This is a genomic window from Sphingobacterium sp. IITKGP-BTPF85 (assembly GCF_001006065.1).
GTDB classification, from domain to species: domain Bacteria; phylum Bacteroidota; class Bacteroidia; order Sphingobacteriales; family Sphingobacteriaceae; genus Sphingobacterium; species Sphingobacterium anhuiense.
The window spans coordinates 39,421-52,915 of record NZ_ASZT02000023.1 but is presented as its reverse complement, the minus strand read 5'-3'; the positions used below and the strand labels follow the sequence as shown (position 1 = coordinate 52,915).

At 36.3% G+C, this 13,495-nt stretch carries 12 protein-coding genes and 1 pseudogene; 6 read left to right on the top strand and 7 right to left on the bottom strand.

All coding sequences use genetic code 11. The features are described 5' to 3' along the window. The first annotated feature begins 244 nt into the window (after positions 1 to 244). The 6 genes from thrA (at position 245) to L950_RS36315 (ending at position 7,620) form a co-directional block, all read left to right on the top strand. Positions 245 to 2,692 carry a bifunctional aspartate kinase/homoserine dehydrogenase I gene (gene thrA, locus L950_RS06910; RefSeq protein WP_031289915.1) on the top strand — a complete coding sequence of 816 codons (2,448 nt, stop codon included), beginning with the start codon at positions 245 to 247 and terminating at the stop codon, positions 2,690 to 2,692. A gap of 55 nt (positions 2,693 to 2,747) precedes the next feature. Beyond that, the gene (locus L950_RS06905) at positions 2,748 to 3,728 is read left to right on the top strand and encodes a homoserine kinase (protein WP_021192494.1); all 981 of its coding nucleotides are present in this window, start codon (positions 2,748 to 2,750) and stop codon (positions 3,726 to 3,728) included. 7 nt (positions 3,729 to 3,735) lie between these two features. Then, positions 3,736 to 5,043, top strand: coding sequence for a threonine synthase (gene thrC / locus L950_RS06900; RefSeq protein WP_021192493.1), 1,308 nt, complete (start codon positions 3,736 to 3,738; stop codon positions 5,041 to 5,043). Between the two features lie 141 nt (positions 5,044 to 5,184). Beyond that, positions 5,185 to 6,372 carry a class I SAM-dependent rRNA methyltransferase gene (locus L950_RS06895; protein ID WP_021192492.1) on the top strand — a complete coding sequence of 396 codons (1,188 nt, stop codon included), beginning with the start codon at positions 5,185 to 5,187 and terminating at the stop codon, positions 6,370 to 6,372. 46 nt (positions 6,373 to 6,418) lie between these two features. Beyond that, positions 6,419 to 7,270, top strand: coding sequence for an MFS transporter (locus tag L950_RS06890; RefSeq protein ID WP_316930559.1), 852 nt, complete (start codon positions 6,419 to 6,421; stop codon positions 7,268 to 7,270). Then, positions 7,267 to 7,620 (top strand): hypothetical protein, encoded by a 354-nt coding sequence (locus L950_RS36315; RefSeq protein ID WP_316930558.1) that lies wholly within the window; start codon positions 7,267 to 7,269, stop codon positions 7,618 to 7,620. Before L950_RS06890 ends, L950_RS36315 begins: the two co-directional genes overlap by 4 nt. A 51-nt stretch (positions 7,621 to 7,671) precedes the next feature. Here the strand turns inward: L950_RS36315 and L950_RS06885 are convergent, their stop codons facing one another. From L950_RS06885 to L950_RS06855, 7 genes and pseudogenes are all read right to left on the bottom strand, one after another. Continuing rightward, positions 7,672 to 8,433 carry an SGNH/GDSL hydrolase family protein gene (locus L950_RS06885; RefSeq protein WP_021192491.1) on the bottom strand — a complete coding sequence of 254 codons (762 nt, stop codon included), beginning with the start codon at positions 8,431 to 8,433 and terminating at the stop codon, positions 7,672 to 7,674. Positions 8,434 to 8,468: 35 nt separating this feature from the next. After that, positions 8,469 to 9,656 (bottom strand): aspartate aminotransferase family protein, encoded by a 1,188-nt coding sequence (locus L950_RS06880; protein ID WP_021192490.1) that lies wholly within the window; start codon positions 9,654 to 9,656, stop codon positions 8,469 to 8,471. A 56-nt stretch (positions 9,657 to 9,712) separates the two neighbouring features. Then, positions 9,713 to 10,141 (bottom strand): hypothetical protein, encoded by a 429-nt coding sequence (locus L950_RS06875; RefSeq protein ID WP_021192489.1) that lies wholly within the window; start codon positions 10,139 to 10,141, stop codon positions 9,713 to 9,715. Next, positions 10,141 to 10,935, bottom strand: a complete 795-nt coding sequence (locus L950_RS06870) for a hypothetical protein (RefSeq protein WP_132770952.1) — start codon at positions 10,933 to 10,935, stop codon at positions 10,141 to 10,143. Before L950_RS06870 ends, L950_RS06875 begins: the two co-directional genes overlap by 1 nt. Before the next feature lie 64 nt (positions 10,936 to 10,999). Beyond that, positions 11,000 to 11,545 carry an RNA polymerase sigma factor gene (locus tag L950_RS06865; RefSeq protein WP_021192487.1) on the bottom strand — a complete coding sequence of 182 codons (546 nt, stop codon included), beginning with the start codon at positions 11,543 to 11,545 and terminating at the stop codon, positions 11,000 to 11,002. A 26-nt stretch (positions 11,546 to 11,571) separates the two neighbouring features. After that, positions 11,572 to 12,524, bottom strand: a pseudogene (locus tag L950_RS06860) (transketolase family protein). 114 nt (positions 12,525 to 12,638) lie between these two features. Beyond that, entirely contained in the window at positions 12,639 to 13,487 is an 849-nt protein-coding gene (locus tag L950_RS06855) for a transketolase (protein WP_021192485.1), read from the bottom strand. Positions 13,488 to 13,495: the final 8 nt, after the last annotated feature.

The window sequence follows — 13,495 nt, the reverse complement described above, 5'->3', positions numbered from 1 at the left end:
TTTGATAGTTTGATAAATAATGCATTATATTTACGAAGTAAGCAACAGCAATGAAAAATTCTATAATTATTACATCGATTATTATTACCACCGGGATAAAACTTAGGAGGAGGTAGTTTCGTTGTATAGAAATGTAGACAAGATATTTCATAAACGCCTTCCTCTCAGAGTGAAGCGTTTTTTATGCTTAAAACAAACAAACAAACAAACAAACAAACAAACAAACAAACAAACAGTATATATTATGAAGATTTTAAAATTTGGAGGAACGTCGGTGGGCTCTGCAGCTAGTATCAAAGCAGTACTTAGCATTGTGAAGAAATCGTACAACTCTGGAGAGCAACCGTTGGTCGTCTTGTCTGCCATGTCAGGAGTTACTAATTTACTTTGTAAAATGGCTATTGATGCTTCTGAAGGCAAGTCTTTCCAAGAAGATTTAGCTTTGATAGAAACTAAGCATTTCGATGTTATTAAGGCATTAATAGTTGTGCGACACCAAAATCCTGTTTTTACTAAACTCAAATTGTTTTTCAACGAGATCGAAGAATTATTGCAGGGCATCTATGCATTAAGAGAGTTAAGTGAGCAAAGTAAGGATTTGATTGTAAGTTATGGTGAACGTTGCTCTACCTTCATGGTATCTAAAATTTCGGAACAGGATTTAGAAGCATCTTTATTTGTTGATGCATCTCATTATATTAAAACAGATTCTCATTTTGGACATGCTCATGTTAACGATCAGTTGACAGAACAACTTGTTAAGTCATTGTATTTAACAAACAATGATAAACTTATGTTCGTCACTGGATTTATAGCTTCTAATGAGAACGGACGTATGACAACCTTAGGTAGGGGAGGATCAGATTATACTGCCGCTATTTTTGGTTCTATTTTGAATGCTACTGCAATCGAGATATGGACAGATGTTAATGGTATGCTGACTGCGGATCCACGGATTGTAAAAAAAGCATTTTCGTTGCCTGTTCTTTCTTATACAGAAGCTATGGAGCTTTCTTATTTCGGCGCCAAGGTCATCTATCCGCCAACGATGATTCCTGCTTTTCTAAAGAAGATACCTATTGTGATACGTAATACGTTTGAGCCAGATTTCGCAGGTACTTTTATTCAGTTTGAAAGTGGAAAAACAACTTTACCAATTAAAGGTATTTCTTCGATAGGAGAAATATCTGTTATTAACCTGAGCGGTTCAGGAATGATCGGTAAATCTGGATTTAGTGGCAGGTTGTTTACTTTATTAGCGAGAGAGCAGATTAATGTGGTCTTAATCACCCAGTCTTCTTCCGAACATAGTATCACTTTTGCGGTCAATCCAGAAGATGCATTACGTGCTAAGAGTTTAATTGAAAATGAATTTGAACTGGAAATACAGGCTAATAAATTAATCAATCCGGAAATCGAAAATGACCTGTCTGTATTGGCTATTGTTGGTGAGAATATGAAGAAAACTCCAGGTATGTCAGGAAGATTATTTTCTTCATTGGGCCGCAATGGAATTAATGTGCGTGCAATTGCACAAGGATCTTCGGAATATAATATATCTGTTATTATTTCGAAGAATGATTTATCAAAATCCCTGAATGCTGTTCACGATGCTTTTTTTGCTGAACTTAAGAAGACACTTTATGTTTTTAATCTGGGAACTGGAAATATTGGTTCTACTTTATTCAAGCAATTGGAGAGTCAATACGATTTCTTGCTTAGTAAAAATGATCTTGAAATCAAGGTGGTTGGTATTTCAAACAGTAAGAAAATGTTGTTTAATCTAGATGGTATTGATTTGGCAAATTGGGACAGTGAACTTTTAGAACAGGGCGAGGATGCGGATTTAGCGGTATTCGTAGAACGTATGAAAGGTTTCAATCTTCCTAATTGTGTATTTATAGATAATACTGCTAGTCGATTGCCTTCTAGTTATTATGAGGGTATTTTCCAATCTAATATTTCAATTGTTACCTGTAATAAAATTGCTAATTCAGGAAAATATGAACAATACAAAACATTGCGGGAGACGGCTCATAAGCATGGTGTTGATTTCTTCTATGAGACCAACGTTGGTGCCGGTCTTCCGATTGTGCGTGTTTTGAAAGACCTGATGTTAAGTGGTGACCGTATTGTTAAAATCGAAGCTATACTTTCTGGAACAATCTCTTACATCTTTAATAATTTTAAAGATGAGGTATCTTTTTATGATGTGGTAAAACAAGCGCAGGCTCTAGGTTATACTGAGCCGGATCCTCGTGATGATCTAGGTGGAGTTGATTTTATGCGTAAAATGTTGATTTTAGCACGTGATGCAGGTTATCCAATCGAAGCTGAAGATGTCAATTTAGGCGCAATATTACCTGAACCATGCTTGAAAGCAGATTCAGTGGAGTCTTTTTATGAAGAGCTTAAAAACGAGAACAGTTATTTTGAAGCATTAAAAGAAAAGGCTCGTCTTGAAAATAAAGTGATCCGTTATATTGGAAAATTAGAAGATGGAATTGTTTCTATTTCTGTACAGATTGTAGACGACAAGCATCCTTTTTATGCACTGTCTGGAAGTGATAATATTATCTCATTCACGACAGAACGTTATAAGGAAAGACCACTGGTAGTCAAAGGACCTGGTGCCGGAGCTGAAGTAACAGCTGCAGGAGTATTTGCGGATTTAGTAAATGTTGGCGCATAATCAAAAGTTTCACTAGACCTGTTATTGCATTGGATAACAGTAATAAATATTAAATATGAAAACTTCTCTATCGAAGAAAAAGATAAATCTGGATAATATGTTGGATCACATTCATGTTTTCGCTCCGGCGACAGTCGCGAATATGATTTGTGGTTTTGATATTTTGGGCTTTGCTTTAGAAGAACCAGGAGATGAAGTAATCATGCGAAAAACGAGTGTACCAGGAGTTGTGATCACTAAAATCACAGGTGATGATGGACGTCTTCCGGTGGATGCCGACAAAAATACGGTGTCCGCTTGTGTACAGTTTCTATTGCAGCATCTGGGTTTAGAAGATCGAGTGGGAGTCGAAATTGAATTACATAAGCATATGCCTATTGGATCAGGTTTGGGATCAAGTGCTGCGAGTACTGTGGCAGGTCTATTTGCTATTAATAAAATGCTGGGCGATCCCCTTTCTAAAGAAGAACTATTACCTTTTTGTGTGGAAGGCGAACGATTAGCATGTGGACATGGTCATGCTGATAATGTTGCTCCTTCTTTATTTGGCGGTATTACCTTGATTAGAGGACATGATCCTCTGGATCTCATTCCTTTGCCTGTACCGGAAGAATTAGTTGCTGCTGTGGTATTTCCACAGGTTGATGTTCCTACCCGTGACGCACGCCAATTGATTAAAGAAAAGGTGTTGTTAAAAGATGCCGTAATTCAATGGGGGAATATTGCAGGACTTGTAGCAGGGCTCTTTAAAAATGATTATGATCTCATATCGCGAAGTATGCAGGATGTATTGATCGAACCGACTCGGGCCATTTTGATTCCTCAGTTTTATGAAATGAAGCAAATTGCATTAGAAAATGGTGCATTGAGTTTTGGCATTTCTGGCTCAGGTCCTTCTGTTGTGGCAATCACAAGGGATAAGGCTATGGCGAAGCAGATCGTTGAACAGATCAAGGCTCATCTAGCTGAATCAGAGATTGAAAGTTATGGATATGTATCGGGTGTTAATGTTGATGGACCTAAAGTATTAAATTAAGATTATTATGAAATTTTACAGTACCAATAATAAAGCATTACGTGTTTCTTTTAAAGATGCAGTTTTTAATTCACTACCTGCAGATAAAGGACTTTATATGCCTCTGGAGATTCCACAATTGGATCCCTATTTTATCAAAAATATACAACAATATTCGCTTCAAGAAATTGCATTTACAATAGCTCAAGCTTTTATTGAAGATGATATCCCTGCTGATGTGCTTAGAAATATTATAGCCGATGCTATTAATTTTGATGCTCCTGTTAAGTTTTTGAGTTCTGATACTGCGGTATTAGAATTATTTCATGGGCCTTCTTATGCCTTTAAAGATTTTGGTGCGCGCTTTATGAGTCGTGTTATGGCGTATTTTTCGGGTGCAGATGATAAGTTATTGGATGTACTGGTTGCGACATCTGGAGATACGGGCGGAGCAGTTGCTTTGGGTTTCTTGGGTGTTGCAGGTACACGTGTTACCATTTTGTATCCAAAAGGTAAAGTGTCTGATATTCAGGAGTTACAATTAACTACTAATGGCCAAAATATAAGAGCCATTGAAATTGATGGAACTTTTGATGATTGTCAAGCATTGGTTAAACGAGCTTTCAATGATCCGGAGCTTAATGAACAACTGAGATTAACATCGGCTAATTCCATTAATATTGCACGTCTGATCCCGCAGACATTTTATTATTTCTATGCTTATGCACAATTGAAAGCGCAAGGCTCGGACAGAGTTGTGTTTACGGTGCCAAGTGGTAATTTTGGTAATATCGGTGCCGGCTTATTGGCTTTCAAAATGGGACTTCCTGTAGAGCAGTTTGTTGCGGCTACAAATGCAAATGATACTGTTCCACGTTTTATTAAATCTGGAAAATATGAACCCAAGCCATCTGTACAAACTTTAGCAAATGCGATGGATGTCGGTGATCCGAGTAACTGGGTTCGTATTCAAGATTTATTTGATTATAATCTTGATAATTTAAAAGGCATGATCACCACATACACGTATACAGATAAGGAAACTCGGGCAGCGATGGAACAGTTGCACCATACTTATCATTATGTGGCTTGTCCGCATACGGCTATTGCTTGGTTGGGATCACAGGCTTACCGTGGTGAACATCCAGGTTCTTATGGATCTGTATTTTTATCTACAGCACACCCTTGTAAATTTCCAGATGCTATTTCGGAGCAGGTATTCAGTAAAATTAAATTGCCTTTAGGCGTTGAACAATTACACAATAAAGATAAGGTTGTAGAAGCTTTTCCTGTTGATTATGCTGTTTTTAAAAATTACTTAATCACGCATAAATAGTTGAATAGGCTCATTTAAATGGGCCTATTTAATTTATATTCTTTTTTTGAAGAGTTTTAGATAAACATCGAGATTTAAACTTATGATAAATTTAGGTGGCAAGATGTTTCAAATAAGTTGAAAACCTGTACTTTTGTTCCGATGAAAAAAATTATTCTGAATAAAGGAAAAGATAAGGCAGCTTGGCAACTTCATCCTTGGGTCTTTTCTGGTGCAATAAAGCGTATAGATGGTGCACCCGATAACGGGGATGTTGTTACTGTTTTTAATGCAGAAAATGAGTTTATTGCTTTCGGACTTTTTCACGATTCATCTCGTGTAGCTGTTCGTTTATTAGAATGGCATCCTGATCAACAGATCAACGAACAATGGTGGCGCAAGCGTATTCAAAAGGCTGTTGAAGCACGCCGTCATTTATTGATTGAAGGAAAGAATGATACTGCAAGGTTGATTTTTGCTGAGGCAGATTTTGTTCCTGGATTGATTGTGGATAAGTATGCTGATTATATCTCAATACTAGTGCATGCTGCAGGAGTTGAGAGAATCAAGGATGTGGTTATTGATGAGCTGAATAAATTATTAAGTCCTAAGGGAATTTATGAGCGTTCAGATCTTAAATCACGAGAGCATGAGGGATTGCCGGATACAAATGGTTTACTTTTTGGAGAACTTCCACCTGAGTTTGTTGAGATTATTGAAAATGGTATTCGTTATCAGGTGAATATTATAGATGGTCAAAAATCAGGCTTTTATTGTGATCAAAGAGAGAATAGAGCTTTAACAGCTCAATATGTGAAGGGTAAAAAGGTGCTGGATTGCTTTTGTTATTCTGGCGGTTTTACTTTAAATGCTTTCCATGAAGGTGCGGCAAGCGTTACTTCTGTGGACAGTTCCGCTTTAGCAATTGAAACGTTGAGACGTAACATTCTGTTAAATGGATATAGTGAAGAAGCACATGTTGCTATCCAATCTGATGTGAATAAGCAATTGAAAGTATTTGCTGAAGAGCAGCAAAAATTTGATGTCATTGTATTAGATCCACCAAAGTATGCTCCTTCAAGATCTTCGTTAGAACGTGCTTCACGTGCGTATAAGGATTTGAATAGGAGAGGATTACTGCTTTTGGAATCGGGAGGTTTATTGGCCACTTTTTCATGTTCTTCTGCTATGGACATTGATACTTTTAAGCAAGTATTAGCATGGGCAGCATTGGATGCCGGCAAAGAAATACAGTTTATTAGACAATTTCATCAACCAGATGACCATCCGGTAAGAGCATCATTCCCAGAAGGGGAATATTTAAAAGGATTATTAGTAAGAGTTATTTAAAAAAATAAAAGAGGTTTCTAAATGTGGGGAACCTCTTTTTTACGTTATGGAAGTACAAAATAATAAGATTAGGCCCGAGTTTTCTATTTTACTCGCAGTTAGTTTCGCTCATTTATTAAATGATATGATTCAGGGTGTTATTCCGTCAGTTTATCCTTTATTAAAAGAAGAACATCATTTGAGTTTTTCTCAGATTGGAATTATAACGCTTGTATATCAGATCGCGGCATCTATTTTTCAACCTGTTGTAGGGTCGTTTACAGATAAGCGACCAATGCCTTATTCGCAGATTATCGGTATGACTTTTTCGATTTCGGGCATGGCACTTTTTGCTTATGCGCCAAGTTATGCTTTGATTTTGTGTGCTGTATTTTTGGTTGGGATAGGTTCTTCGATATTTCATCCTGAATCTTCCCGAGTTGCTTATATGGCATCTGGCGGGAAACGAAGTATGGCACAATCTATTTTTCAGATCGGAGGTAATGCAGGTACTGCTCTGGCTCCAATTATCGTCGCATATCTTGTTTTACCGAAAGGACAATCATCTATTGCCTGGTTTTGTGTGATTGGAATCATAGGGCAGATTGTTTCTTATTATATTGGCAGTTGGTATAGTGAAAAGCTTAAAAATAGAGCTAAAAATGCAAGTGCTGGTATGCGTATACCGGATCTATCGGAAGCTCGTGTGGTGCTAACAGTTGTTGTCCTGATGCTATTAATTATCTCGAAGTACTTTTACATTGCTAGTATTACTAATTATTTTCAGTTTTATACCATGGAGAAGTTTGGTTTAACGGAAATTCAAGCGCAAGTGTATCTATTTTACTTCTTAATTGCTGTTGCGGCGGGCACATTGTTAGGTGGAATTTTTGGTGACCGTTTCGGAAGAAGTATGTGATTTGGTTTTCAGTTTTGGGAGTCGCGCCTTTTTCTTTACTATTGCCCTATGCAGATTATACCATGACTGGTGTATTAGTGGTTATTATAGGTTTAATCTTATCATCGGCATTCCCAGCTATCATTGTTTATGCACAGGAGCTGTTGCCTAAAAAATTAGGTATGGTTTCTGGCTTATTCTATGGTTTCGCATTTGGTATGGGTGGTTTGGGATCAGCGTTATTAGGCTGGCAGGCGGACCATACATCGATTGAGTTTATTTATCATGTATGTTCTTATCTACCGCTTATTGGCGTCGTTGCATATTTCTTGCCGAATCTACAAAAAACACCTTATAAAGATGTTATGTAAATCTTCTTTGCTTTACATAAAATAAATAAAGTGCTCCATGGAGCGCTTTATTTATTTTATAACATCGAGCCATCCTTTTGCCATTAAACTGGCTCCAGCTAACGAAGTGTGAACTCCATCTGTTGTCCAATAAGAGCCTGAGGCCTTTTGTTCGGCATTATCAAATATTGATTGATATGGAATTAATGAAGCATTAAATTCTTTTGAGATATCAACACAAGCTTGTTGGTAACCTGCGAAGTCGGGAAACCAGTCCTCTGTAACATGTTGTACATTTTTAACGCCGAATGGCTCTCCTATAATCAGCTTTACGTTCGGTAATTTTGATAGCGTCTGCTGTAATAAAGTCTGGTATTGTTTCTTAAACTGTTCTGGTGTATTTGTTGCACCACTATCCTTTGTTCTCCAAAAATCGTTTACACCGATCAGAATACTTAGAATAGTGGGTTGAATATCGATGGTATCTTCTTGCCATCTATTTTGCAAATCTGGTATTCGATTTCCACTGATACCGCGATTGTATATCTTGAGATTTTTATCGGCATATTTTTCTAACAGCACCGCGGCGGCTAGATTTGCATAACCAGAACCTAACGCCCAGTTGTCATTTGCATTTTTATTTTTTCTATCCCGACCATTATCCGTGATTGAGTCTCCTTGAAATAAGATTACATCGTCTTTGCTTATACTTATTCTTTTTGATTTATTTAGGTTGTCCAGGCTTTCAGCCTGAGCAGAAAATAAATTGGCGTTAGTTAATAAACTAGCGCCAATAATACTTTTTGTAATAAATGATCTGCGATTCGTTTTCATATTTAGTTATACGTTGATAGACTAAATATAAAAAACTAAGTATATTTTTCTATACCATCAAGGATAATTTTACAAGATTTTTCAATTTCATCGTTTGTGATGGTCAAAGGAGGAGCTACACGCAATGCTGTTTCACAATGTAAATACCAATCAATCATGATTCCTTGTTGTGCGCAATAATTACTCACATTATAAACCTGGTCAAAAGTTTCAAGCTGTAGACACATCATCAATCCTTTTCCTCTAATTTCTATAATTTTAGGATGTTGTAATAGTGTTCTGAATAGTTGTTCTTTCTCAGCAACTTGTTCTACCAATTGATTTTCTCTGATGACTTCTAAAGATGCTTTTGCGGCCGCACAACTAACAGGATGTCCGCCAAAAGTCGTGATATGACCGAGCATCGGATTGTCTTTGATTACATCCATCACTTGCTTCGATGCAACGAATGCTCCTAAAGGCATACCGCCACCAATACCTTTGGCAAGCATGAGAATATCAGGTACGATATCATAATGTTCGAATGCAAATAACTTTCCAGTTCTACCAAAACCTGTTTGAATCTCATCAAAGACTAGCAATGTTCCTGTTTCATTACAACGTTTACGTAGAGCCTGCATATATGAAATATCAGGAACACGTACTCCAGCTTCTCCTTGTATAGCTTCAATAATTACAGCTGCAGTCTTTTCTGTGATCAGCGATAAGTCATCACTATTATTGAATGTTATGAATTCTATTTCGGGAAGTAATGGTGCGTATGCAGTATGATATTCTTCATTTCCGATAAGGCTTAATGCTCCCTGTGTACTGCCGTGATATGCTTTTTTTGCTGCTATAATCTGTCTTCTTCCAGTAAAGCGCTTTGCTACCTTCATACTTCCTTCGACGGCCTCTGCGCCTGAATTGGTAAAATAGACTGATTCAAATTGTTTTGGAAGTACAGCTAATAAGTCAGTTGCAAATTCAACTTGTGGAGCTTGTACAAATTCACCATATACAGTAACATGTAAGTATTTTTCAAGCTGATCTTTGATTGCCTGGATAACTTTTGGATTTCTATGCCCAATATTACTGACATTGAATCCTGATACCAAATCCATATATTCTTCACCATTTGGTCCATATAAATAGACTCCTTCTGCTTTTGCTATTTCAATCATCCTTGGTGAATTTGATGTTTGAGCCGTATTTAGCAGAAAAAGTTCCCGATTATTTAGCATCTTATTAGTTGTTTAAAAAAAAGAAGAAGTCTTTTGGACTTCTTCTTATATGCGTATTAATTATTGTTTTTTCGATTATTGAGCGATTTAATCAAGTATTCTCGAAACTCCTGTTCGACTTGAAAAAATTGAGAGGAGCGTGAAGTTCCAATAACTTTGGAAAATTTTTCACGATAATTTTTCTTGATCTCTAGTTCTTTTGCATCATAAGCGATAACATCGCGAGAATTTCCACGGAGATTATTTCTCGAAGGACTATTTCCTGTTTTAGCTTTTTTAACATTCCACATTTCCTTTGAATATTCATTATAAATAGGAAAAAAATCTTGAGCTTCTTTTCGTGATAGATTTAATTCTCTTGTAATAAAAGCAATTTTTTCATTTTCAATGATTTGAAAACGTTCATTGTCCTGTGCATAAGTGGTTGATAGACCTACAATACAGAAACAAAATATGATAATTATATTCTTAATCTTTGACATCATTATAACGTGTATTTAAGATAATCCTCAATATCTTTGTCCTTAATTTTACCATTTGTTCCTACTATGTCTTCATCATCGATATATTTTGCAACATATAATAAATCATCACTATTTCCTGTTTGTGCTAGGTAATTAATGATTTCCTGGTCTGACACATGTGTAAGATTCTTCTGTTCTTGAGTGCTATTTTGGAATCCAAAATAACTTCCAATACCCAAAATGGCCACTAGAGATGCTGCTACAGCATATTTATTCCAAGGAATTTTCCTTTTAATAGAATGAATAGGAACTTCAGCTGGAAGATCTGATGGCAAGCCTGCATGAATCGATTTAGTAATTTTAGCAGTTAATGATTCAAAATATTTATTAGGAGCTTCAAAACCATCTGTAATAACTACTTGTTTTAAATTGTCCGTAATTATTTTTGCGGCTATCTGCTCGTTAAATTCATTGAAATATAAAGATGGGGTTTCAAATCCATCTTGAGTCACTTTAGATTTTAAATTATCTTCTGTTACTTTTAGTAATATATTATTTTGTAAAGACGAAAAGTAATCATCTGGATGACTAAAGCCATCGGTTTTAATCTGATCTTTTAGCTTTTCTTCAGCTACTTTGCCTAAGATATTTTGTTGAAGTTTTTCAAAATAGCCAACGGGTACATCTCGGATTTCTTTTGGTGATGATTCCAATTTGACTTGAGCAATCAAAGATTCATTTAAATCTTTGAAGTAATCTTTGGGCACGTCAAAAGGATTTACACGCAGTGAATCGGGTAGATTATTAGCTTCCATTCCCTCATGATATGTGTTATTTTCCTTCATTATAAATCATTAGAGTACCTAAATCAAAAAAGGTTTAATCGTTGTTATGAAAAAAAGCTTCTATTTTTTTTACAGCTAAATGATATGATGCTTTCAAGGCACCAACACTTGTTCCTAGTACTTCTGAGATTTCATCATATTTCATATCATCAAAGTATTTCATGTTAAAAACAAGTTTTTGTTTTTCTGGAAGTGTTAATAAAGCCTGTTGTAATTTCATTTGTGCTTTATCACCACTAAAGTAACTACCACTTGATAAAGAGTCTGCTAAATAAGCAGAACTATCGTCATCCAACGATACGTTCTGCTTAAGTTTTTTCTTATTCAAGAATGTAATACATTCATTGGTCGCAATGCGGTACAGCCAAGTGTATAATTGGGAATCCTCACGGAAGTTCGCCAAATTTCGCCATACTTTAATGAATATGTCTTGGACAACATCATCAGCATCATCATGATCAATGACCATTCTTCTCACATGCCAATATATTTTTTGCTGATATTTGGTCAGCAGCTGATTAAATGCTTCTTCGCGCGTACTTTCGTTAGCAAATTTTGAAATAATTAAAGCATCTTCCATATATTGACGTTGTGATGTTTGTTTTTTTATTTTCTGTTAATAACACGTTGTGCTGCCGCAACAATTGCTGCCGCATTCAAACCATATTTTTCCATTAATTGAGCAGGAGTACCTGATTCGCCGAAGCTATCATCTACTGCTACAAATTCTTGGGGAGTTGGTAAGTTTTTAGCTAAACTTGAGCTACACTATCTCCCAAACCGCCTAAACGATTGTGTTCTTCTGCAGTTACTACACATTTTGTTTTAGTAACTGATTTTAAAATAGCTTCTTCGTCTAAAGGTTTAATGGTGTGGATGTTGATGATTTCAGCATCAATGCCCAATGCTGCTAATTGCTCACCAGCTTGGATAGCTTCCCATACCAAATGACCTGTTGCGATAATTGTTACATCAGTTCCTTCGTTTAATGTTACTGCTTTTCCAATTATAAATTCTTGGTCAGCCGGAGTGAAGTTAGGAACTACTGGACGTCCAAAACGTAAGTAAACAGGACCTTCAAATTTTGCTGCTGCAATTGTTGCAGCTTTAGTTTGATTGAAATCACAAGGATTGATAACTGTCATTCCAGGTAACATTTTCATCAAACCAATATCTTCTAAGATTTGGTGTGTAGCACCATCTTCACCTAATGTTAATCCGGCGTGTGAAGCAGCAATCTTAACATTTTTGTCAGAATAGGCGATAGATTGGCGAATTTGATCGTAAACACGACCCGTTGAGAAGTTTGCAAATGTTCCTGTAAAAGGAATTTTACCACCAATTGTCAAACCAGCTGCGATTCCCATCATGTTTGCTTCAGCAATACCAATTTGGAAGAAACGCTCTGGAAATTCATTTATAAAATCGTTCATTTTTAATGAACCGATTAAATCAGCACATAAAGCAACAACATTTTCGTCTTGTTTACCTGCTTCTAATAATCCAGCACCAAATCCTGAACGGGTATCTTTTGATTCTGTGAAAGTATATTTTTTCATTTTTTACTAGTATGGAGTAGTTAGTATAGAATAGCTCGTACTTAGATTTCTTCAAATGACGTTTGTGGGTCAATTTCTAAATACTAATGTTTTAAATACTAATATCTAATATAATTAATAATCGCCCAAAGTTTCTGTTAACTGACCTAAAGCCGAAGCTAATTGATCATTATTTGGAGCAACACCGTGCCATTTGTGAGATCCCATCATGAAATCAACACCATTCCCCATTTCAGTATGTAATAATATAATTACTGGTTTACCTTTACCTGTATGAGATTTTGCTTCTTCAAGTCCAGCAACTACGGAGGTCATATCATTACCTTTTGCTACTTCTAATACATCCCATCCAAAAGCTTCCCATTTAGCGCGAAGATCACCTAATGAAAGAACTTGATCTGTAGAACCATCAATTTGAGCACGGTTATAATCAACCGCTGCAATCAGATTGTCTACTTTATTATGAGGAGCATACATTGCTGCTTCCCAAACTTGACCTTCTTGCAATTCACCATCACCCATTAAAACATAGACTAAATTTGTGTCTTTGTTTAATTTTTTAGCTTGAGCAGCACCAATTGCAGCAGAAAGTCCTTGGCCTAGTGAACCAGATGCAATACGAATTCCAGGAAGACCTTCGTGTGTAGTCGGGTGTCCTTGAAGACGAGAATTGATTTTTCTGAAAGTAGCTAATTCGCTTACTTCAAAGTATCCTGCTCGTGCAAGTGTACTGTAGAAAACTGGCGAAATGTGACCATTTGATAAGAAAAATAAATCTTCACCGATGCCATCCATATCGAAAGATGGATTACGTTTCATTGCATTGAAATAAAGAGCAACTAAGTAGTCCGTACAACCTAATGATCCACCTGGGTGGCCAGATTGGCAAGCATGTACCATACGTACGATGTCACGTCTTACTTGTGATGCAATTTGTTCTAGTTTATTGATATCTGCACTCATTTTAATAT